General features: G+C 71.0%; 24 protein-coding genes and 1 tRNA gene. 11 read left to right on the top strand and 14 right to left on the bottom strand.

The window, feature by feature from the left end; genetic code table 11:
• Position 1: 1 nt before the first annotated feature.
• The 7 genes from Q7L65_RS13830 (at position 2) to Q7L65_RS13800 (ending at position 6,681) form a co-directional block, all read left to right on the top strand.
• A complete protein-coding gene (locus Q7L65_RS13830; RefSeq protein WP_304722098.1) occupies positions 2-1,468 on the top strand; it encodes a trehalose-6-phosphate synthase in 1,467 nt (488 codons plus the stop codon).
• 530 nt (positions 1,469-1,998) lie between these two features.
• Positions 1,999-2,376, top strand: coding sequence for a 30S ribosomal protein S6 (gene rpsF / locus Q7L65_RS13825; RefSeq protein ID WP_304721998.1), 378 nt, complete (start codon positions 1,999-2,001; stop codon positions 2,374-2,376).
• Between the two features lie 141 nt (positions 2,377-2,517).
• Positions 2,518-2,994 (top strand): single-stranded DNA-binding protein, encoded by a 477-nt coding sequence (locus Q7L65_RS13820; RefSeq protein WP_304721996.1) that lies wholly within the window; start codon positions 2,518-2,520, stop codon positions 2,992-2,994.
• 83 nt (positions 2,995-3,077) lie between these two features.
• The gene (gene rpsR / locus Q7L65_RS13815) at positions 3,078-3,347 is read left to right on the top strand and encodes a 30S ribosomal protein S18 (RefSeq protein ID WP_370552561.1); all 270 of its coding nucleotides are present in this window, start codon (positions 3,078-3,080) and stop codon (positions 3,345-3,347) included.
• Positions 3,348-3,349: 2 nt separating this feature from the next.
• Positions 3,350-3,802 carry a 50S ribosomal protein L9 gene (gene rplI / locus Q7L65_RS13810; RefSeq protein ID WP_304721992.1) on the top strand — a complete coding sequence of 151 codons (453 nt, stop codon included), beginning with the start codon at positions 3,350-3,352 and terminating at the stop codon, positions 3,800-3,802.
• A 149-nt stretch (positions 3,803-3,951) separates the two neighbouring features.
• A complete protein-coding gene (gene dnaB / locus Q7L65_RS13805) occupies positions 3,952-5,313 on the top strand; it encodes a replicative DNA helicase (protein WP_304721990.1) in 1,362 nt (453 codons plus the stop codon).
• A 48-nt stretch (positions 5,314-5,361) separates the two neighbouring features.
• Positions 5,362-6,681 (top strand): adenylosuccinate synthase, encoded by a 1,320-nt coding sequence (locus Q7L65_RS13800; protein ID WP_304721988.1) that lies wholly within the window; start codon positions 5,362-5,364, stop codon positions 6,679-6,681.
• Here Q7L65_RS13800 and Q7L65_RS13795 read toward each other — a convergent pair.
• Positions 6,678-7,382 (bottom strand): acyltransferase, encoded by a 705-nt coding sequence (locus tag Q7L65_RS13795; protein ID WP_304721986.1) that lies wholly within the window; start codon positions 7,380-7,382, stop codon positions 6,678-6,680. The genes Q7L65_RS13800 and Q7L65_RS13795 overlap by 4 nt on opposite strands.
• A 28-nt stretch (positions 7,383-7,410) precedes the next feature.
• Between Q7L65_RS13795 and Q7L65_RS13790 the strand changes: the two genes are divergently transcribed.
• The gene (locus tag Q7L65_RS13790) at positions 7,411-8,427 is read left to right on the top strand and encodes a Gfo/Idh/MocA family protein (RefSeq protein WP_304721983.1); all 1,017 of its coding nucleotides are present in this window, start codon (positions 7,411-7,413) and stop codon (positions 8,425-8,427) included.
• Positions 8,424-9,695: a nucleotide sugar dehydrogenase gene (locus Q7L65_RS13785; protein ID WP_304721982.1), complete on the top strand. Its 1,272-nt coding sequence runs from the start codon at positions 8,424-8,426 to the stop codon at positions 9,693-9,695. Before Q7L65_RS13790 ends, Q7L65_RS13785 begins: the two co-directional genes overlap by 4 nt.
• Positions 9,696-9,706: 11 nt before the next feature.
• On the opposite strand, the gene wecB is transcribed toward Q7L65_RS13785, so the two are convergent.
• Both wecB and Q7L65_RS13775 read right to left on the bottom strand, forming a co-directional pair.
• The gene (gene wecB, locus Q7L65_RS13780) at positions 9,707-10,774 is read right to left on the bottom strand and encodes a non-hydrolyzing UDP-N-acetylglucosamine 2-epimerase (RefSeq protein ID WP_304721981.1); all 1,068 of its coding nucleotides are present in this window, start codon (positions 10,772-10,774) and stop codon (positions 9,707-9,709) included.
• A gap of 10 nt (positions 10,775-10,784) precedes the next feature.
• A complete protein-coding gene (locus Q7L65_RS13775; RefSeq protein WP_304721978.1) occupies positions 10,785-11,570 on the bottom strand; it encodes an aminotransferase class IV in 786 nt (261 codons plus the stop codon).
• Positions 11,571-11,662: 92 nt separating this feature from the next.
• On the opposite strand from Q7L65_RS13775, the gene Q7L65_RS13770 reads away from it, so the two are divergent.
• Positions 11,663-12,559: an SDR family oxidoreductase gene (locus Q7L65_RS13770; protein ID WP_304721976.1), complete on the top strand. Its 897-nt coding sequence runs from the start codon at positions 11,663-11,665 to the stop codon at positions 12,557-12,559.
• Here Q7L65_RS13770 and Q7L65_RS13765 read toward each other — a convergent pair.
• The 4 genes from Q7L65_RS13765 to tatA all read right to left on the bottom strand — a co-directional run bounded on the left by Q7L65_RS13765 (position 12,550) and on the right by tatA (position 14,769).
• Positions 12,550-12,622: transfer RNA gene (locus tag Q7L65_RS13765), tRNA-Lys, on the bottom strand. The two genes, Q7L65_RS13770 and Q7L65_RS13765, sit on opposite strands and share 10 nt — an antisense overlap.
• 106 nt (positions 12,623-12,728) lie before the next feature.
• Entirely contained in the window at positions 12,729-13,430 is a 702-nt protein-coding gene (locus Q7L65_RS13760; RefSeq protein WP_304721974.1) for a hypothetical protein, read from the bottom strand.
• Positions 13,431-13,433: 3 nt separating this feature from the next.
• The gene (gene tatC / locus Q7L65_RS13755; protein WP_304721973.1) at positions 13,434-14,432 is read right to left on the bottom strand and encodes a twin-arginine translocase subunit TatC; all 999 of its coding nucleotides are present in this window, start codon (positions 14,430-14,432) and stop codon (positions 13,434-13,436) included.
• Positions 14,433-14,454: 22 nt separating this feature from the next.
• Entirely contained in the window at positions 14,455-14,769 is a 315-nt protein-coding gene (tatA, locus tag Q7L65_RS13750; protein WP_304721970.1) for a twin-arginine translocase TatA/TatE family subunit, read from the bottom strand.
• Positions 14,770-14,876: 107 nt separating this feature from the next.
• On the opposite strand from tatA, the gene Q7L65_RS13745 reads away from it, so the two are divergent.
• Positions 14,877-15,293 (top strand): hypothetical protein, encoded by a 417-nt coding sequence (locus tag Q7L65_RS13745; RefSeq protein WP_304721960.1) that lies wholly within the window; start codon positions 14,877-14,879, stop codon positions 15,291-15,293.
• Between the two features lie 16 nt (positions 15,294-15,309).
• On the opposite strand, the gene Q7L65_RS13740 is transcribed toward Q7L65_RS13745, so the two are convergent.
• The 7 genes from Q7L65_RS13740 to hemL all read right to left on the bottom strand — a co-directional run bounded on the left by Q7L65_RS13740 (position 15,310) and on the right by hemL (position 21,235).
• Positions 15,310-16,287, bottom strand: a complete 978-nt coding sequence (locus Q7L65_RS13740) for a polyprenyl synthetase family protein (protein WP_304721959.1) — start codon at positions 16,285-16,287, stop codon at positions 15,310-15,312.
• A 49-nt stretch (positions 16,288-16,336) separates the two neighbouring features.
• Entirely contained in the window at positions 16,337-17,080 is a 744-nt protein-coding gene (ubiE, locus tag Q7L65_RS13735) for a bifunctional demethylmenaquinone methyltransferase/2-methoxy-6-polyprenyl-1,4-benzoquinol methylase UbiE (RefSeq protein WP_304721958.1), read from the bottom strand.
• Positions 17,081-17,090: 10 nt separating this feature from the next.
• Complete coding sequence (locus Q7L65_RS13730) at positions 17,091-17,825, bottom strand: c-type cytochrome (protein WP_304721957.1); 735 nt, start codon at positions 17,823-17,825, stop codon at positions 17,091-17,093.
• 3 nt (positions 17,826-17,828) lie between these two features.
• Complete coding sequence (locus Q7L65_RS13725) at positions 17,829-18,629, bottom strand: cytochrome b N-terminal domain-containing protein (RefSeq protein ID WP_304721956.1); 801 nt, start codon at positions 18,627-18,629, stop codon at positions 17,829-17,831.
• 3 nt (positions 18,630-18,632) lie between these two features.
• A complete protein-coding gene (locus tag Q7L65_RS13720; RefSeq protein WP_304721955.1) occupies positions 18,633-19,295 on the bottom strand; it encodes a ubiquinol-cytochrome c reductase iron-sulfur subunit in 663 nt (220 codons plus the stop codon).
• Positions 19,296-19,391: 96 nt separating this feature from the next.
• Positions 19,392-19,940, bottom strand: coding sequence for a hypothetical protein (locus tag Q7L65_RS13715; RefSeq protein ID WP_304721953.1), 549 nt, complete (start codon positions 19,938-19,940; stop codon positions 19,392-19,394).
• Positions 19,937-21,235 carry a glutamate-1-semialdehyde 2,1-aminomutase gene (gene hemL, locus Q7L65_RS13710; protein ID WP_304721952.1) on the bottom strand — a complete coding sequence of 433 codons (1,299 nt, stop codon included), beginning with the start codon at positions 21,233-21,235 and terminating at the stop codon, positions 19,937-19,939. Before hemL ends, Q7L65_RS13715 begins: the two co-directional genes overlap by 4 nt.
• Between the last annotated feature and the right edge of the window lie 4 nt (positions 21,236-21,239).

Below are 21,239 nucleotides of genomic sequence, written 5' to 3'. Positions count from 1 at the left end.
GCTGTCTGCCGAGGGTGCACCGCTCGTCCTGGTCTCGAACCGCGGACCAGTCACGTTCCAGGAGAACGGCGAAGTCAAGCGCGGCGGTGGCGGCCTCGTCACCGCGCTGACGGGCCTCGCCTCCCACCGCGACGCGATCTGGATCGCGTCCGCCATGACGGAGCAGGACATCGCCGTCACCGAGCAGCACGGCGGAAGACCGTTCACCGCCGAGCTGCCGGACGGGGGCAGCTACAAGGTCCGTCTCGTCGCCTCCGATCCGGGCGCGTACGACCGCTTCTACAACGTCTTCGCGAACCCGATGCTGTGGTTCATCCAGCACTACCTGTGGGATCTGTCGAACGCGCCGGACATCCGCCGCGAGGAGGTCGAGGCGTTCGAGTTCGGCTACAACGTCGTCAACGAGGACCTCGCGCGCGCCGTGCTGGAGGAGATCGACGGGCAGCAGGAGCCGGTCGTGATGGTCCACGACTACCACCTCTACACGCTGCCGGGGCTGATCCGCAAGGAGCGGCCCGACGTCTTCCTGCACCACTTCGTGCACATCCCCTGGACGCAGCCGGACGCCTGGCGCGTGCTGCCGACGAAGATCCGCACGGAGATCTACGAGGGCCTGCTGGCGAACGACATCGTCGGCTTCCACACGCGCTCCTACCGGCGCAACTTCCTGCAGTGCTGCCGCGACCTGATGGACCTCGAGGTCGACTTCGACAGGGGCATCGTCCATTGCCCCGACGGCCACCAGGTGTGGGTCCGCGCCTACCCGCTGCCGATCGACGCCGAGCAGACGCGCGCGGTCGCCAAGCGGCCGCGCACGGCCGAGTTCGAGGGCGAGTTGCTGCGGCGGCGGCGCGAGCACCTGATCCTGCGCGTCGACCGCGCCGACCTGTCGAAGAACGTGCTGCGCGGCTTCACCGCGTTCGACGTCTTCCTCGAGCAGCATCCGGAGTTCCGCGAGCGCGTCACGTTCGTCGCGCAGCTGATGCCGTCGCGCACCGACGTGCCCGAGTACGCCGAGTACCTCGAGCGGATCGAGGCGGTCGTCGCGGTCGTCAACCACCGCCACGGCACGCCCGACTGGATGCCGATCCACCTGAAGCTGCGCGACGACCTCGAGGAGGCCGTCGCGGCGTACAAGAACTACGACCTGCTGCTCGTCAACGCGATGTTCGACGGCATGAACCTGGTCGCGAAGGAGGGTCCGCTCGTGAACGAGCGGGCCGGCGTCTCGATCCTGTCGGAGAACACTGGCGCGCACGAGGAGCTGGGCGAGTTCGCGCTGTCGGTCAACCCGTTCGACATCCAGGAGCTGGCCGACTCGATCCACGCCGCGCTGACGATGCCGCGCGAGGAGCGCGAGCGGCGGCTCGCCGGGCTCAAGCGGATCGTCACGCAGCGCGACCCCGGCGACTGGATCGACGACCAGCTCGCGGACATCCGCAAGAAGGAAGGCGCGAACGGCAACTGAGCCGGGCGCGCCCGCGCGAGCGCTCACTCGAAGCCGAACTCATCGCTCGGCTGCGGCGCGGGCGGGGGTGCGGGCGAGGGCGGCGGCGGGGGTGCCGACGGCGCAGGGAGAGGCGATCGCGGCCGCTGCGGGACAGCGGCCGCGGGCGGTCTGCTTGCAGCGGCTCTGCGCCGTCCGCGCGGCCGTCTGACCGGCTCGGGCCGAAGCGGGCGCGGCACCGCTCTCCGCGCAGATCCGCGCGCCGACCCGTGCGGCTGGGGCCGCGGGCGGTAGGCGGTCGCCGGCGCCGGTTCGAGTCTCTCGGCGACCGGAGCCGGCGGCTGCGCCACCGGGACGGGATCGGACGGCGGCAGCGGCGGATCGCCGCCGCCACGGCTCCAGGCGACGAGCAGGACGAGCGTCGCGACGGCGGCTGCGACACGGGCGGCGGTGGTCCAACGGATCGCTGGCATCTCATACAGAGGGGCCCGGACGCCAAAGTTCGCCCCCGTTGGTATAGTCCTCGGCCGCTGTCAAGCAGACGAAAGCCCATGGCCGAACTCACCCCCATTTACGACCTCATGCTCCTGCTCCGCACGTCGGCCGACGAGGACCGTCGTAACCAGATTCGCGGAGAAGTCGAGCAGACGATCGCCGATCACGACGGTGTGATCGAGCTCGCCCAGGAGTGGGGCGTGCGGAACCTCGCGTTCGAGATCGACCACACGAGAGACGCGGAATACCACTTGCTGCAGTTCAGCGGGCCGCCCGTGCTCGTCGAGGCGCTCTCGTACAACCTGAAGATCGCGGACGGCGTCCTGCGCCACCGCATCATCAAGGTCCTCCCGGGCACGCCGCCCGTCGGCGATCCGCCCGCGGGCGCCATCGGCGCTCTGCCGCCGGCCGAGCCGGTCGAGTCGGTCGCTTAATCGCGACTGACGCGCGCTCTGTCACAGGACTCGCACACGGCTGTGAACTTTCAGCGCAGTTTCCGGGGTCACGCTGGTGATCGGCCCCGGAACGCGGTCTAGACTCGATCGCCGCTGGTATCTGCCGCCGAAAGGAGCCTCATGGCCGCTACGAACATCAACCGGGTTGTGATGACCGGGAACCTCACGCGTGACCCCGACCTGCGCCATACCGGCAGCGGTATGGCGGTCTGCAGCCTGCGCATCGCGTGCAACACGCGGCGCAAGGGCGCGGGCGGGGAGTGGGAGGACAAGCCCAACTTCTTCGACGTGACCGTCTGGGGCGCGCAGGGCGAGAACTGCGCCCGCTTTCTCGCGAAGGGCCGTCCCGTCGCGATCGACGGCCGGCTCGAGTGGCGTGAGTTCGAAGACAGAAACACTGGGCAGAGACGGCAGGCGATCGATATCATCGCCGATTCCGTGCAGTTCCTCGGCGGTCGTGAGGAAGGCGGCGCCGGCAACGGCTACGCCGCTCCGCGTCAGGATGTGGCGGCGGGAGGCGATGTTCCGATCGACTCCCAGGACTTCCGGTCCACGCCTGCTCCCGCCGCGCCCGCCGACGACGACATTCCGTTCTGAGCAGCACACTTTCAACGAGATAAGGTCCAAGAGTGGCGAAGCAACGCACGCGCCCCACGAGACGGCGTGACAAGAAGGGCGGTATCGGGTCCAACCGACGCAAGTCGTGCCCGTACTGCAAGGACAAGATCGAGCAGGTCGACTGGAAGGACGTCGACGGGCTCAAGAAGATGGTCTCCGAGCGCGGGAAGATCCGCTCGCGGCGCATCTCGGGCGCGTGCCGTCGCCACCAGAACCAGATCGCGACCGCGGTCAAGCGCGCGCGTGAGCTGGCGCTGCTGCCGTACGTCTCCGACGCTCCGCCGGAGCGCAGCGGCGGCCGTCGCGATCGCGGCGACCGCGAGGAGCGTTAGCGATGCCCCAGGCGATTCTGCTGGAAGACGTCGAGCAGCTCGGTGAGAGAGGGACGGTCGTCGACGTCTCCCCCGGCTACCTGCGCAACTTCCTGATCCCGCGCAAGCTCGCGCAGCCGGCCACCAAGGGCGCGCTCGAGGCTGCCCAGAAGCGGCAGATCGCCGCCGACAAGGCCGCCAGAGAGGCGAGAGACCGCGCGCAGGAGAACGCGGCGCTGCTCGGCCGCACGGTCCTCACGATCGCGCAGCAGGCGGGCGACGACGGCCGCCTCTTCGGCTCGGTCACCGCGCAGGACATCGCGGAGGCGATCCGCGAGGCGCGCGGCATCAGAGTCGACCGTCGCAAGATCCAGCTCGAAGAGCCGATTCGCAACATCGGCACGCACATGGTCGTCGTCGAGATCGACGAAGGCGTGCATGCGACCGTCAAGACGATGGTCGTCGAGCAGAAGTAAGCAGCACCCCGCTGCACGGAGCCTCATCTCGTTGTCGAAGCGCCGCGCTCGCCGCGGCGCTTCGTCGTTGTGTGCCGCCGAATTCGTCCGGTGGGAGCGGGAATCTCGTTCCACGCCGGTCCCGCCCGACCTAGACTCCTCACCTCTTCATGGCCGCCATCGAGCAGCACCAGCACCCCCTCGGACCACCGCACAACCTCGAAGCGGAGCAGTCCGTGCTCGGGGCGATCCTGCTGGCCGACACGACGCTCTACGGCCTCGTCATCAACGAGGGGCTGAAGCCCGAGCACTTCTACCGCCCGGAGCACCAGGCGGTCTACCAGGCGATGCTCGACCTCTACGGCGAGAGCCGCGAGATCGACGTGCTGACGGTGACCGAGCAGCTGCGCTCGATCGGCAGACTCGACGAGGTCGGCGGGCCCGCCTCCGTCGACGCGCTCGCGGGCGCCGCGCCGGCCGCCGGCAACGTGCGCGAGTACGCCCGCATCGTCCACAACAACGCGCTGCTGCGCAAGCTGTTGAAGACGACCCAGGAGATCCAGGCGAACGTCTACAACCACGCCGCGCCGGCGCGCGAGGTCGTCGAGTGGGCCGAGCGCGACATCCTCGACGTCGCGCACGACGACCGCCAGAAGGACTTCCGCTCGATCGGCGCGGTGCTCGACGACGAGATCGACAAGCTGCACCGGCTGTCGGTCCAGCACACGTCGCTGACGGGCACGCCGTCGGGCTTCAAGGACCTCGACGAGATAACCGGCGGCTTCCAGCCCGGAAACCTGATCATCCTCGCCGCGCGCCCCTCGATGGGCAAGTCCGCGTTCGTCACGAACATCGCCGAGAACGCCGCGATCCAGCACAGAAAGCCCGTCGCGCTGTTCTCGCTGGAGATGTCCGAGGCCGAGCTGGCGCAGCGCTTCGTCGCCTCGCAGGCGCGCATCAGAGGCGAGGACCTGCGCAAGGGCAGAGTCGCGGAGAACCGCTGGCCGAGAATCCTCGAGGCCAGCCAGCGGCTCGCGGACTCGCCGCTGTACGTCGACGACTCGTCCGACATGAGCATGCTCGAGGTGCGCGCGAAGGCCCGCCGCCTGCACCAGCAGAACCCCGGCGGCCTCGGCATGATCATCGTCGACTACCTGCAGCTGCTGCGCCCCGACGGTCGTGTCGAGAGCCGTGTCGAGCAGGTCGGCCAGATGAGCCGTGGCCTGAAGATCCTCGCACGCGAGCTGCAGGTGCCCGTGATCGCGCTGTCGCAGCTGTCGCGCGCGGTCGAGACGCGCACGGACAAGAGACCGATCCTGTCCGACCTGCGCGAGTCCGGCCAGATCGAGCAGGACGCCGACCTCGTCATGTTCATCTACCGCGACGAGTACTACGACAGAGAGTCCGAGCGCGAGGGCGAGGCCGACATCATCATCGCCAAGCACCGCAACGGCGGGCTCGGGGACATCGTGCTGACGTTCCAGAAGGAGTACCCGAAGTTCATGAACTTCGCCGGCGACCGCTTCGGCTAGGCGGCGCGAGGCGCTCGCAGGGGACGCTCGCCTACACTGTCTGGCGCTATGTCAGGCATCGTGATCGTGGGCGCCCAATGGGGCGACGAAGGCAAAGGCAAGATCACCGACCTGCTCGCTGAGCGGGCGGATGCGGTGGTCCGCTTCCAGGGCGGCAACAACGCCGGGCACACGATCGTGCGCAACGGCGAGACCTGGAAGCTGCACCTGATGCCGTCCGGGATCCTCTACCCCGGCAAGACCTGCGTGATCGGCAACGGCGTCGTGATCGACCCGAAGGTGCTGACCGACGAGCTCGACGAGCTGCGCAGGCGCAACGTCGACACGAGCGGGCTGCGGATCTCCGCCAACGCGCACATGATCATGCCGTACCACATGATGCTCGACGAAGCCGGCGAGGCGAGACTCGGCAAGCTGAAGATCGGCACGACCCGTCGCGGGATCGGCCCGGCGTACGCCGACAAGGCGTCGCGCATCGGCATCCGCGTGCAGGACCTGCTCGACGAGAAGATCCTGAAGAAGAAGATCGTCGCGGCGCTGGAACCCAAGCGGCTCGCGCTGCGCCCCTTCGCGCGCGACCCGCAACTCGACCTGCAGGCGGTCACGGAGGAGTACCTCCACTACGGCCGCCGCCTGTCGGAGTACATCGCCGACACCACGTCGCTCGTCTGGAGCAAGCTCGACGACGGCGAGATCGTGATCTTCGAGGGCGCCCAGGGCGCGCTGCTCGACATCGACCACGGCACATATCCGTTCGTCACCTCCTCGAACCCGATCGCCGCCTCCGCCTGCATCGGCAGCGGCGTCGGCCCGAAGGACATCGACGAGGTCTGGGGCATCGCGAAGGCGTATTCGACCCGCGTCGGCTCCGGCCCGTTCCCGACCGAGTTGCACGACGCGCTCGGCGACGAGCTGCGCGAGAGAGGCGGCGAGTTCGGCACGACGACCGGCCGCTCGCGGCGGATCGGCTGGCTCGACCTCGTGGCGCTGAAGTACGCCGCGCGCCTGAACTCGCTGACGGCGCTCGTCGTGACGAAGCTCGACGTGCTGTCCGGCCTCGACAAGATCAAGGTCTGCGTCAGATACATCGGCGAGGACGGCGCGGAGTTCGACACGTTCCCGTACCACCAGACGGTGCTGCACCACGCCAGCGGCGACTACGTCGAACTGGACGGCTGGGACGAGGACATCAGCGACGCGCGCAGCGAGCAAGAGCTGCCGGAGAACGCGCGCGCCTACCTGCGCTACATCGAGGAAGCGATCGGCGTGCCGGTCGTGCTGATCTCCGTCGGCCCCGGCCGCGAGCAGACGATGTGGACCGAGGCCGGTCTCGCGACCGTCCCGGGCCAGGCCGTCCCCGCGGCCTAGCGCCAGCGCTCGATCAGGTCCGCGTCGGGCACCTCGCGCACGACGCGCGCGGGGACGCCCATCACGACCGTGCGCGGCGCCACGTCGCGCGTGACGACGGCGCCGGCGGCGACGAACGCCTCCTCGCCGATCTCGACGCCGGGCACCAGCACGACACCGCCGCCGATCCGGCAGGCGCGCCGCAGCGTCGCGCCGCGCAGCGGCGTCCCGCGCGCGATCCGGCCCATCGCGTCGTCGTTCGTCGTCATCGCGCAAGGGCCGACGAAGACGTCGTCCTCGACAACCGAGAAGGCGGTCAGGTAGACCGCCGTCTGCACGCTCACGCGCGCGCCGATCGCGACGTCGTTGTCGACGGCGGAGCCGCGTCCGATCACGCTGCGCTCGCCGACGCTCGCGCGCTCGCGCACGTAGGCCTGGTCTCCCACGATCGCGCGCGGTCCGATCGTGGCACCGGCGAAGACGATCGCGCCGCAGCAGATCGTCGCGCCCTCCCCGATCGTCAGCGGCGCCGGCCCGCCGCCGGCCGCCGCGGCCGCCGAGCCGGGCGCGAGGCGCGGCCCCTTGCCGAGCACGACGCCGTCCTCGATTGTGACGCCGTCGCCGATCGCGACGCCGTCGTGGACGACGACGTTGGCGCCGAAGCGGACGTCCGCGCCGATCCGCGCGGTGGGGCTGAGGACGAGGCCGGGGGCGCTGGGCACGGCGCTGAAGATACCCTTCACCAGCCCCATGACGCGAACCCCCACCGCAAACCTCCGCGCCGCCGTGCTCGGCCTCGGCATGATGGGCCGCCACCACGCGCGGATCCTGCAGGCGCTGCCCGGCGTGACGTTCGCCGGCGCCGTCGACCCCGCGGGCGACCGCCACGACGCGGTGCGCGATCCCGCGCTCGTGTTCGCGACGCTGGAGCAGCTGCTCGACAGCGGCCCGCTCGACATGGCTGTCGTCGCGCTGCCGACCGAGGAGCACCTGCCGACAGCGCTCGCACTCGCCGACGCCGGCGTCGGGATGCTGATCGAGAAGCCGCTCGCCGCCTCGACCGCCGACGCCGAGCAGATCATCGCCGCGATCCACAGACGCGGGCTGCCCGCGGCCGTCGGCCACGTCGAGCGCTTCAACCCCTCGCTGCTGGCGCTGCGCGAGAAGCTCGGCGAGGGCCTCCTCGGCGACGTCTTCCTCGTCGCGACCGAGCGCGTCGGTCCCTTCCCGGAGCGGATCCGCGACGTCGGCGTCGTGAAGGACCTCGCGACGCACGACCTCGACATCGTCAGCTGGGTCGCAGGCGCCCCGATCGCGACCGTCTCGGCGCAGACGGCTCACCGCACCGGCCGCCCGCACGAGGACCTCGTGCTCGTCAACGGCCGCCTCGCCTCCGACGTCCCCTTCAACACGATCGTCGACTGGCTGACGCCGACGAAGACGCGCCGCACGCGCGTGCTGGGCGACCGCGGGATGCTCGTCGCCGAGACCGTCACCGCCGACCTGACGTTCTACGAGAACGGCAAGGTCACGTCGGACTGGAGCAGCTCGCAGGCGCTGCGCGGCGTCAGCGAGGGCAACGCGACGCGCTACGCGCTCGCCCGCAGCGAGCCGATCCGCAGCGAGCTGGAGGCGTTCCGCGACCTCGTCGCGGGCGACCTCGACGCGCCGGTCGTGACGCTCGCGCAGGGCCTCGCCGCGGTCCGCTCGGCGGAGGCGGTGCTGGAGAGCGCCCGCCGCGGCGAGACGGTGCGGATCCCGGCATGAACGTCGTCGTCGTCGCACTCGGCAAGATCGGCCTGCCGCTGGCCGTCCACGCCGCGCTGGCGGGCCACCGCGTCGTCGGCTGCGACGTCAACCAGGCCGTCTGCGACCTGGTCAACCGCGCCGAGGAGCCGTTCCCGGGCGAGAGCGGGCTGAAGGCGGCGTTGGAGCAGGTCGTCGGCGCCGGCCGGCTGCGCGCGCAGACCGACACGACCGCGGCCGTCGCCGACGGCCCGGACCTCGTGATCGCCGTCCCGCCGTTGATCGTCGACGCGCAGGCAAGACCGGACTGGTCGATCCTCGACAGCGTCGTGGCGGACATCGCGCGCGGGCTGAGAGCGGGCACGACCGTGTCGGTCGAGACGACCGTCCCGACCGGCACGACGCGCGCGCGGATCGCGCCGGCGCTCGCCGCCGGCAGCGGGCTCCGCTCCGAGCAGGACTTCTTCACCGTCTTCAGTCCCGAGCGCGTCTACAGCGGTCGCGTCTTCAGAGACCTCGACACCTATCCGAAGCTCGTCGGCGGGCTGTCGGCGGCCGGCGAGGCGCGTGGCGTCGAGCTGTACCGCGGCTTCATCGGCGGCGGCGCGGAGGTGTGGCCGATGGGCTCCGCCGAGGCGGCCGAGCTGACGAAGCTGGCGGAGACCACCTACCGCGACGTCAACATCGCGCTCGCGAACGAGTTCGCCCGCCACGCCGACACGCTCGGCGTCGACGTCGGGCGCGTGATCGACGCCGCCAACAGCCAGCCGTTCAGCCACATCCACCGCCCCGGCGTCGCCGTCGGCGGCCACTGCATTCCCGTCTACCCCCACTTCTACCTGCAGGGCGACGCGGACGCGCAGCTGCCGGCCGCCGCGCGGCGCGTCAACGTCGAGATGCCCGGCTACACCGTCGGGCTGCTGCGCGAGGAACTCGGCGAGCTGCGCGGCCTGCGGGTGCTGATCCTCGGCGTCGCCTATCGCGGCGGCGTCCGCGAGACGGCGTTCTCGGGCGCCTTCGGGCTGCGTGACGCGCTGCGGGAGGCCGGTGCGACGCCGCTGGCGGCCGACCCGCTCTACAGCGACGCCGAGCTGCGCGCGCTCGGCTTCGAGCCGTGGGACGGCGGCGCCGTCGACGGCGCGATCGTACAGGCCGACCACGCCGAGTACCGCGCGCTGACGCCGTCACAGCTGCCCGGCCTGCGCGCGCTCGTGGACGGCCGCGACGCGCTCGACCCGGCGCCGTTCCGCAGCGCCGGCGTCGCCGTGCGCCGCATCGGACGGCCGTAGCGCCGGGCCGCTCAGCCGAGCGTCAGCAGCGCGTCGGCGACGCGCTGGCCGGCCCGGCCGTCGCCGTACAGCTGCGGCCGCTCGGCCGGCGGGGTGCGCTGCAGCGCGGCGAGCGCGTCGGCGGCGTCGAGGTCGACGAGCACGTTCCAGCCGGCTTCGACGGTCTCGACCCACTCGGTGCTCGGGCGCATCGTCACGCACGGGACGCCCGCGAGGTACGCCTCCTTCTGCACGCCGCCCGAGTCCGTCACGACCGCCTGCGCGTTGCACAGCAGCGCGGTGAAGTCGAGGTAGCCGAGCGGCGGGGCGAGCCGCAGCAGCGGCGCCTCCTGGACCCGTTGCAGCAGACCGGCGTCGTCGAGCCGCGCGCGTGTGCGCGGATGCAGCGGGAAGATCGTCGGCACGGGCAGCGCGAGCAGCAGCTCGACGAGCTGCTCCAGGCGCGCCGGGTCGTCGACGTTGCCGGCGCGGTGCGCGGTCGCGAGCAGGTAGCCGCCCGGCTGCACGTCGTATGGGACGAGCGTCTCCGTGCGCGCGCGTGCGCCCGGCTGCAGCAGCTGCGCGACGTCGACCATCACGTCGCCGACCAGCTCGACCGTCCCGGCGACCGACTCGCGCGTGAGGTTGTCGACCGCCGTCTGCGAGGGCACCAGCAGCAGCGTCGCGAGGTGGTCGGTGACGACGCGGTTGACCTCCTCCGGCATCGCGCGGTCGAACGAGCGCATCCCCGCCTCCACGTGCGCGACCGGCACGCCCGCCTGCACTGCCGCAAGCGCGCCCGCGAGCGTCGAGTTGGTGTCGCCGTAGACCAGCACCGCGTCGGGTCCGAGGTCGTTCAGGAGCGGCTCGAGCGCCGCCAGCATCCGCGCCGTCTGCGCCGTGTTGGTCCCGCCGCCGATGCCGAGCAAGTGCTCGGGCGGCGGCAGCTCCAGCTCGTCGAAGAAGACCTGCGACAGCGCGGCGTCGTAATGCTGGCCGGTGTGGACCGTGACCTCCTCCGCGACCGCGCGCAGGCGCGAGGAGACGGCCGAGGCCTTGATGAACTGCGGGCGGTTCCCGATCACCGTGAGGACGCGCATGACGGGCGGGCTACGGCAGCTCGGCGAGGATGTGCTCGTGCAGCCGCGCCGCGACGTCGCGCGTGACCGCGCCGACCGGCAGCTCGGCGTCGTCGATCCCGATCACCGGCTGCACCTCGCGCGTGGTCGAGGCGAGGAACGCCTCGTCGGCGCGCTTGAGCGCGTCGAGCGCGATCGGCCGCTCGGCGGCGCCGGTCAGGGCGATCACGCGGGCGCGCGTGATCGAGGCCAGCACGTGGTCGTCCAGCGGCGTCGTCTGCAGCAGGCCGCCGGTGACCCAGAAGAGCGTCGAGGTCGGCGCCTCCAGGACGCGGCCGTGCGGCGTCGTCAACAGCGCGTCGCCGAAGCCGCGCTCGCGGGCCAGCCGCGTCGCGAGCATGTTCGGGGCGTAGGAGAGCGACTTGATCCCGTCGAGCAGGCGTGTCGGCGCGTAGGTGACCGACCCGAGCCGGATCTGCGACGGGTTGTCGGGCAGCGATTCGGTCATCAGCAGGCGCACGCCGCCACGCGTCACGACGATCCGCACGAGCCCGTGCTCGGGACCGGTGCCGGCGGCGGTCAGCAGCGCGGCGACGTCGGTGTGGATCGCGTCGACGTCGAGCGGCAGGCGCAGGTTCGCCGCCGAGCGCTCGAGCCGCGCGAGGTGGTCCGCGAGCGCGAACGGCCGGCCACCGTAGAGGCGCATCACCTCGAAGACGCCGTCGCCGCGCAGCAGGCCGTCGTCCGTCGCGGGGACGCGCGCCTCGGTCGCGGGCATGACGACGCCGTCGAGACAGGCGAGGTGCGCGAGAGCCATCGGGCAGGGACTCTAGTGGGTTGCACGCCGGCCCGATTCCGAGGAGACTGGCCAAGCAGCCAGTCCGTTCACCGACGAGGAGGACCGCCCCGATGGCCAAGCAACCCCGCACGCTCTCCGGCAAGGTGGTCGCGATCACCGGTGGCGCCCGCGGCATCGGCCGCGCGACCGCGGCCGCGCTGGTGCGAAGAGGCGCGCGCGTGGCGGTCGGCGACGTCGACCTCGCGGCCGCCGAGCAGACCGCGCAGGAGCTCGGCTTCGGCGTCGTGGCGCTCGCGCTGGACGTGACCGACCGCGACTCGTTCGGCGCCTTCCTCGCGCAGACGGAGGCGCAGCTCGGGCCGCTCGACGTACTCGTCAACAATGCCGGGATCATGCTGCTGGGGTCGTTCGCCGAGGAGTCGGAGACCGCGACCGAGCGCCAGCTGGCGATCAACCTCGCGGGCGTCATCACGGGCTCCAAGCTCGCACTGGCACGGTTCCTGCCGCGCCGCACCGGTCACCTCGTGAACGTCGCCTCGACCGCCGGCAAGGCCGGCATCCCCGGCGGCGCGACCTACTCGGCGACGAAGTTCGCCGTCGTCGGCCTGACGGAGGCGATCAGAGCGGAGCTGCGCGGCAGCGGCGTCGAGACGAGCGTCGTGATGCCGGTGCCGGTCAGAACCGAGCTGGCGGCGGGACTGCAGAAGGGCCGCGGGATCGACCTCGTCGAACCCGAGGACGTCGCCGACGCGATCGTCGACGCGCTCGAGTTCCCGCGCCACGACGTCTTCGTCCCACGCTCGATCGGCCGCGTCACGAAGATCGGGGCGCTGCTGCCGCGGAGCGTCTCCGACGCGGTCAGCCGCGCGATGAGAACGGACCGCATCCTTGCCGGCGCCGACGCGACAGCGCGTGCGGAGTACGAGCGGCGCGCGACTGCGAGAGAGCCCGCCGCGGCGGGCGAGTCACCGGCGGCCAGCGAGCCGGCGGTGACGAGTGGGCCGTGAAGGAATCGAACCTTCAACCTTGGGATTAAGAGTCCCCTGCTCTGCCAATTGAGCTAACGGCCCGAGACGATCCGCAAACAGCAGATCGGCGGGCGATTCTAGAGGGTTTGCGGCGAACCCGTCGGCTCCCCGCAGGGGCGCCCGTCGCGGCGGGCGCCCATGTCCGGCATCATCTGTCGGTTCTGATGGCGCCTCTGTCGATCGCGTCCTGGACCTGCTGCTGCGCGATGTCTCTCTTGGTTCTTTCCAGCTGGACTCTGACGACTCTCTTCTGCGCCTCGGGTGCCAGCTCGACGGCCTTCTCGGCCGCGAGGTCGCCCTTGCGGATCTGGCTCGCGAGGTAGGCGAAGGTCGCCAGTTGGCTGTAAGCGGCGCTGGAGGGATCCTGCTCCGTCACGATCTCGAGCGCCTTGGCCGCCTCGTCGGGCTCGTTGAGGCCTGTCGGGGCGAAAGCCTGCGCCATCAGGCGAGCGACGTTTGCGTCCGGTCTGGACGGGTTGAGCGCGAGATATCTGTCCCACGCCTGCTTGGCGGACCGCAACTGCCCCTGACCCTGCGCGGTGAAGGTGCCCTGCGTCTCGTTGAAGTTGTCGCCCTGACCCGCGCGCTGGTAGCGCGCTCGCGCCAGCTCGGCCCAGGCGGCGGCATCCTGCGGATTGAGTCTGACCGCTCTCTGTGCCCTCTTCTCCACGTTGCTGATCTGGACGCTCGTGTCCTGAGAGTCGCCGTTGAAGACGTCGAGCAGGCCGCCACCGCCTGTGCCGGTCCCCACCCCGAACAGGACGAGACCCCCGCCGATCAGGATGGCGAGGCCGAGATAGACGATCTTGACGACGGTTCTACGCCGCCGGCTCTGCAGGTCGAACAGCATGGCTCAGCTTCCCTCGGGTTCATCGCCGTCGAGCGGCTCCAGCGCCGCGAACTCGTCGCGGTCCCCCCGCCGTCGATCAGCGATCGTGAGGAGAACGATACTGAGCCCGTACAGCAACAGCAGCGGAACCATCAGGATGCACGTCGTGACCGGATCGACGCCGGGCAAAAGCGCTGCTATGACGGCGATTGCAACAATTGCGTAACGCCAGCTCCCGCGCAGTCTCTTGGCGCTGAGGATCCCGACGTGGTTGACCGCCAGCAGTCCGACCGGCATCTGGAAGATCAGGCCGCACGACAGCAGCGCCATCGCGGCGAAGCGGTAGTAGTCCTTCGCCTGCAGCAGGATGTCGAAGTTGTCGTTGTTGAAGTTCTGCAGGAAGTTGATCGCCGGCGGCAGCACAAGGTAGTAGCCGAACGCCACACCCCCGACGAACAGGAACGGGACCATCGCCATCAGCGGCAGCGCGGTCTTCTTCTCGTCCGGGCTGAACGCGGGCAGGATGAACGCGTATGCCTGGTAGAGGATCAGCGGCAGCGAGATCAGCAGCGTGAAGTACGCGACGACCGTGAGCGTCGCGGTGAACGGCTCGCCGACGCCGGTCGTGATCGGGACTCTCGCCGGCGTGATTCTCGGCAGCGCATCGGCCGCGGCGCGGATTCTCGGGTACTGCTGGGCGAGCACCTGCTTGGTCGCAGCGGAGATCGCGGGATCGGCCTGGATCGCTCTGACGACCTCGCCGACGGCCGTCAGACCGCTGCCGACTCTCGTCTGCGCGGCGGCCGCCTGTCCGAGCCGGCCGTTGTTCTGCTGCGCCGACTTCGTCGCCTCCTTGACGGGGACGTTGATGAAGTCCAGCAGCGCGTGGTTCTGCCAGAAGCAGACCACGAAGACGACCACGAAGACGATCGCGCACGTCATCAGACGCGTGCGCAGTTCGTCGAGGTGGTCGACGATCGTCAGCCGATCGTCGTGCGCGATCGGCTTGAGGGCAGTCGCCATCGGCGTCGCCTGACGGAACTGTTCAGCCGCGCTGCTCAGGCGCTGCGTCGGCGGATGCGGCCGGAGCCGGCGTGACAGGCGCGGCAGGTGCCGCGGGGGCGGCATGCTGCTCGACCGGGGTCGCGGCGACCGGTGTGTCGGCCGCGGTCTGCGCGATCACGGGGCGACCGGTCGCGTCGGTCTTCTCGTCGTCGTCATCCTTGCCGGTGATCGAGTCCTTGAACTCGCGCATCCCACCGCCGAGTTGGCGCCCGAGCGAGGGCAGCCGCTTCGGCCCGAAGATCAGGAGCACGATGACGAGAACGACGATGAGTTCGAGTGGGCCGATGTTTGGCATCTGGTTCCTCCGATGGAATCCTACGGAAGGGTACCGAGTCGGGATCATCGCCATACCGAAATCGCACTCAAGTCGCGTGGCCAGTCAGCCGATTCAAGGGTCACACCATGAGCCGCCACGCAGACCATCGCTCCGTTCGCCGCGTCGTCCTCCCCAGCGGCAAGACGATAGAGATCCTCTATTTTGCGGCGCACCCAGATTCCATCGATGGTCCCGGTACCTCAGAGACGGTCGAGGGACTGCACGTCTGCCCCGCCTGCGCTTCCAAGCTGGTCGCCCCGGTCGCGTGGGAGGAGGCGGGAACGTCACATTGGGATGTGACGCTGCACTGTCCGAACTGTGACTGGCTCGGCAGCGGCGTCTTCGACGAGGAGCTGGTCGAGCGCTTCGACGAGGAGCTCGATCGTGGCACGGAAGCGCTCGTGCGTGATCTTCAGCGGTTGATGCGCGCCAACATGGAAGACGAGATCGACCGTTTCGTCGCCGCGCTCGGCGCGGACCAGATCTGGCCGATGGACTTCTGACGGGCTGCGGCCCGTCTCACGCGTACCGCTCGACGACCCCGTCGGCGACCAGTTCCAGCGTCGTCCGCTGCGCGGGCGGCAGCGACCGCGGCAGGCGCGTCTTCGCGTCCGCGACGACGGCCAGCGCCCGATGCTTCGCGTCCGCGAGCGCTCCCGTCGCGGCGATCCGGTCGCAGACCCGCTCAGCATCCGCCGCCGAGTCGAGCGCGCGCAGGTCCGTCGAGGCCAGCTGCGGATCGCGCTCGCGCGCCAGGATCAGCGGGAGCGTCACGGTGCCGTCGAGCAGATCCGTTCCGCGCGCCTTGCCGGTCCGCTCGACCGGCCCGGAGACGTCGAGCACGTCGTCGAGCAGCTGGAATGCGAGCCCGATCGCGCGACCGAAGGCCGCCAGCGCATCGGCCGGCCCGTCGCTCGCGAGCGCGCCGAGCCGGCAGGCGGCCTCGAACAGGGCGCCGGTCTTCAGCTCGCACCGTTCCAGGTAGCGCGCGAGCGGCACCGTCACGTCCCACGCGTCGGCGCGCTGCATCAGCTCGCCGGCCGCCAGCGCCGAGCTGGCGGCCGACAGCGCGCGCACGTCGTCGGCCTCGCCGCTGCCGGCCAGCTCCGCGAAGGCGCGCGAGAACAGCAGGTCGCCGGTCGCGGTCGCCGCGGTCCGCCCCGCAGCGGCGAAGACGGTCGGGCGCCCGCGCCGCGTCGGCGCTCTGTCGAGCACGTCGTCGTGGACGAGGCTGGCGCTGTGGATCAGCTCCACCGCGACCGCTGAGCGCACGAGGCGGCCGCTCTGCGCCGCCTCCAGCTCGCCTGCGGCCAGCAGCACCAGCAATGGGCGCAGGCGCTTGCCGCCGGCGGCGATCGTGGCGCCGGCATGCTGCGCCAGCAGCGGGCCGTAGCCGCCCGCCAGCTCGGCGAGGCGCGCCTCGACCCGCTCCATCAGCGTGCCGAACTGCGGCCCCGCAGCGCGCACGACGGCGTCGAGGGTCGCCGCGGTCGCCATCAGGCGGGCGTCGCCGCGGCGGACGTGGTCGGCGCGGCGGGCGCCGTCGTCACGCAGGGACCTCGCCGACGTGGATGGCGATGATCCCACCGGCCGTGAGGACGTAGCGGATGTCGGTGAGGCCGGCGCGCTCCAGCGTCGCCGCCAGCTCCTGCGGCGCGGGGAAGCGGCGCACCGAGCTGGGCAGGTAGGTGTAGGCGTCGCTGTCGCCGGCGAAGCGGCCGAGCGCCGGCACGATGCGGTCGAACCACTGGCGGTAGAAGGTCGACAGCGGCGGCTTCGTCGGCGTCGTTATCTCGAGCACGACGACCTTGCCGCCCGGGCGCACGACACGCCGCATCTCGCTCAGGCCGCGCTCCAGGTCGGAGAAGTTGCGCGCGCCGAAGCCGACCGTCGCGGCGGCGAACTCGCCGTCGGCGTAGGGCAGCTCGAGCGCGTTGGCCCATTCGAATCTGACGCCGGCCGCGAGCGCGGCGTCGCGCTGCGCCTTCTCGCGCGCCAACTCCAGCATCTGCTCGGAGAAGTCGCAGCCGATCACGCTGCCGGCCGCGCCGACGCGCCGGGCCAGCTCCAGCGACAGGTCGCCGGTGCCGCAGGCGACGTCGACGACGCGGTCGCCGGGCGCGACCTGCGCCAGGTCGACGGCACGGCGGCGCCAGTGGTGGTGCAGCCCTGCCGTCATGACCGAGTTCATGCGGTCGTAGACGCGCGCGATGCGATCGAACATCGCGCGCACCTGCGGCTCTTCGAGCGTCCCAGCCGCGGGGCCGGGCTCAGCGGTGCCGCCGGACATCGGCGGCGACCTACTTGAGCGAGCCGAGGAAGGCGACCATCGCCTGGAACTTCTCAGGCTGCGTCTCTGCGAGTCTCGCGAACGATGGCATCGGCGCGGTCGGGTTGCGCAGCGTCTGCGCGATCGCAGCCGCCGGCAGGTTTCTCGCGACGTGCGTCAGTCTCGGACCCGGTCCGTGGTTGCCGTTCTCGCCGATCTGATGACAGGCGAGGCAGCCGGACTGGGCGACGACGAGGCGGCCCTGGTTCCACTGCGTCAGCGCGGTGCCCTTGAGATCGGCCGGCGGTGCCATGTCGATCTCGTTCGGAGAGCCGGCGTTGGCGCCGAGGAACGTCAGGTAGGCCATCGCGAAGATCGTCAGGATGCCGGCCGCGGTCGCGATCGGACGACGCTCCGGGCGCCGCTCGGCGCCGCGGTCGTAGAACGGCAGCAGGAACAGCAGGATCATGCAGAGCGTCGGCACGCCGATCGTCGCCATCGGGACGAACTCCGGCGGCTTGATGATCCGCAGCACCTCGAAGAGGAAGAAGAAGTACCACTCCGGACGCGGCACGTACGTCGTCGTCGTCGGATCCGCCTTCGGGCCGAGCTCGGCACCGAGGATCAACGACATCAGGATGATCACGACGAGGACGATGACCGCCATCGCGGAGTCCTTCGCGATCGCGTACGGGAAGAAGGGCTTGCCCTTCGTCTTCAGCAGCGCGTACTCGCGGAGGTACTCCTCCTTTTCGAGCTGGTTCATCGCTTAGACCTCATCCTCGGTCAGCGTCTTCTCGCGCTGTGCTCTGATCCACGGGGGCGCCGTGGTGCCGAGCTTCGCGACCAGGTAGAGGTGCGCGCCCATCAGCGCGGCGATCAACCCTGGCACGAGCATCATGTGGATGGCGTAGAAGCGTGACAGCGTGGTGGCGCCGAACTCGGGGCCGGCACGCAGGAAGTCCGACAGGTACGGACCGACGAGTGGGCCGGTGCCGTTGATGTTGACGCCGACGATCGTCGCCCAGTAGGAGCGCTGGTCGAACGGCAGCAGGTAGCCCGTGAAGGACATCGCGAACGTCAGGATCAGCAGTGCGACGCCGATCACCCAGTTCAGCTCGCGCGGGTACTTGTACGCGCCGAAGAAGAATGTTCGCGCCATGTGCAAACAGATCAGGATCACCATCACCGACGATCCCCATCTGTGCATGCCGCGCACGAACTCGCCGAGGAAGGCGTCGTTGACGATGTAGCGGACCGACTCGTACGCGCGCGTCGGCGACGGGTCGTAGTACATCGCCAGGAAGATCCCGGTGACGGCCTGCGACAGGAACGCGAACATCGTCGCCGAGCCGAGCGTGTAGAACCAGTTGGTCCCCTTCGGGACCTTGCGGAACATCATCCAGCGCAGGCCGCCCGAGAGCGACGTGCGCTCGTCGATCCAGTCGACGACGTGGATGCCGGCCTCGGTGGCCGTCTCGACCGGGCCCGAGGGGCCTCTGGCGGAGCCGGGGCGCTTCGGCTTCGGCTGAAGCGCGGCAGGCGGGGAGGGAAGCTTGAATCTGGGCATGGGCTACGGCTTCGGCGTCGAGAAGCGGGCCGGGTACAGGAACTGGCCGATGCCGTCGACCGGCTGGCCCGGGTCGCGCGGCGAGAAGCGCCGCAGCTCCGAGTTGACCGAGTAGCGGGCACCCACGAGCACCGAGCCGTCCTCGATTCTCGTGTAGAAGCGGTCGAGCGGGCGGACCGGAGGACCACCCTCCCGGATGCCGCGGAAGTCGTAGACGCCACCGTGGCAGGGGCACAGGAACTTGCCGGCGGCGGGCGTGAAGCGGACGGGGCAGCCGAGGTGGTTGCAGCGCGTGGAGATCGCGATGACCCGGTTGTACTGGTCCTCGGGCTCGGTGTCGATCTGCGGGTTGCGCAGGCGCACGTACGCGGTCGTCTTGCCGGCCTCGCCGATGCCGTTCACGATCGTGAAGACACGAGGGATGTACTCCTCCTCGTTGAAGTCGGCGAGCGGCCCGATGCTCTGCCACTGCATCTTCGTGCGCTCGAAGACCGGCCCGAGCGCGAAGCCGAGCGCCGGCAGCGCGAAAGCGGCGACGGCGACGCCGCCGAGACCCTGGGCCGTCACGTTCATGAAACGGCGGCGGGTGACGGTCTCCCCCTCGAAGGCGCCGGGGATGCCGCGGTCGGCCGTGTAGGGAGAGCTCTTCTTGTGCTTGTCGCTCACGATGAAAGTCCGTAATGGCGACCCGGATGGATCGCGGCGGGAACCATACCGACAACCATGCCCGCTGCGTCGCACGGGTGGCGTCCGCCCCAGCAGCTATGGGAGATCTGGGACCTCTGCAGCGTCCCGCAACGCGTTCGCCGCGTCCACTTCCCCGGCGCGCGCGCGCTCCTTCGCGCGCGCGAGCGCGGGCGTCGCGCCGTCGCCGATCGCGCGCGCCGCGGCCTGCCAGGCGGCGTCGGCAAGCGCGCGTGCGCCGGCATCGTCGCCAGCGGCGCCCGCGTGGGCCTGTGCGCACAGCGAGATCAGGTCGGCCAGTTCGCTGACCGCGTCGAGGTCGCCGAGCGCCGCGAGGCGGGCGAGACCGAGCGCGTAGAGGCGGTCGCCGCCGAGCAGCCCGAGGTCGCGCTCGGTCGGTTGCACGATCGTGCCCAGCCCGTCGCCGTAGTGCAGCAGGTAGCCCTCGCGGACGGCCGCGAGCACGAGCCCGTACTCGCCGGGCGCCGCGGCTGCACGTGCGCCGGCGCCGGTACGGGTCGCGAGCGCGTCGAGGTCGAGCCGCGCCTGCGCCGGCTCCACCAGCGCCTCCGCCAGCAGCCCGCCCTCCTCGCGCAGCTCCTGCGCGAGCCGGTCGAGCGCGCTCACGCGATCTCCTCGAAGGCCGCGACGGCAGCCTCCAGCGTGCGCTCGATCGTCGCGTCGTCGTGCGCGAGCGAGGGGAACCAAGCCTCGAACTGCGACGGCGGCGCGTAGACGCCGCGGGCCAGGAGCGCGCGGCACCAGGCCGCGTGCGCGGCGCGGTCGGCGGCGCCGGCGTCGGCGTAGTCGCGGACCGGATCCGCGCGGAAGAAGACCGTCAGCAGCCCCGGGACGTCGACCACGTGCACGCTGCGCCCCGCAGCGGCCGCGCCGTCACGCAGGCCGTCCGCGAGCCGACGTGTCGTCGCCTCCAGCCGCGCGTAGGCGCCGTCGTCGAGCAGGCGGAGCGTCGCGAGGCCGGCGGCGACCGCGAGCGGGTTGCCGGACAGCGTGCCGGCCTGGTAGACGTCGCCGGCCGGCGCGATCCGCTCCATCAGCGCACGCGATCCGCCGTACGCGGCCGCGGGCACGCCGCCGCCGATCACCTTGCCCATGATCGTCAGGTCCGGCGCGACGGCCTCGCGGCCCTGCGCACCGCCGCGCGCGACGCGGAAGCCGCTGATGACCTCGTCGAAGATCAGCAGCGCGCCGCTGGCATCGGCCTGCTCGCGCAGCAGGTGCAGGAAGCCGGGCGCCGGCGGCACGAGGCCCATGTTGGCCGGGTACGGCTCGGCGACGATCGCGGCGAGCCCGTCCGCCTGCGCGGCGACCGCGGCCCGCAGCGCGTCGGCGTCGTTCCACGGCACGATCACCGTTGCGGCCGTCGCGGCGGCGGGCACGCCGGGGCTGGCGGGAATCCCCTGCGTCGCGAGGCCCGAGCCGGCCTCCGCCAGCAGACCGTCGACATGCCCGTGGTAGGCGCCGGCGAACTTGACGATCGTCTCGCGGCCGGTCGCGGCGCGCGCGAGCCGCAGCGCGCTCATCGACGCCTCCGTGCCCGACGAGGTCATCCGCACCATCTCGACCGACGGAAAACGGTCGACGACCTCGCGCGCCAGCTCGACCTCGCCGGCGGTCGGGGCGCCGAAGCTCGTCCCGAGCGCGGCGGCGGCGCTCACGGCGGCGACGATCTGCGGATGCGCGTGCCCGTGGATCAACGGACCCCACGAGCAGACGTAGTCGACGTAGCGGTTGCCGTCGACGTCGACGATCTCCGCCCCCTCGCCGCTGGCGATGAAGAGCGGGTCGCGGCCGATCGCGCGCATCGCGCGCACGGGCGAGTTGACCCCGCCCGGCAGCAGCTTCAGCGCCTCGGCGTAGAGCGCGGCCGAGCGCGCGTCGTTCAGTGGCGGCGACGACATCCGC

The organism is Conexibacter sp. CPCC 206217, from assembly GCF_030646165.1.
Classification (GTDB): domain Bacteria; phylum Actinomycetota; class Thermoleophilia; order Solirubrobacterales; family Solirubrobacteraceae; genus Conexibacter.
This window is presented reverse-complemented; position numbering and strand designations above follow the sequence as displayed.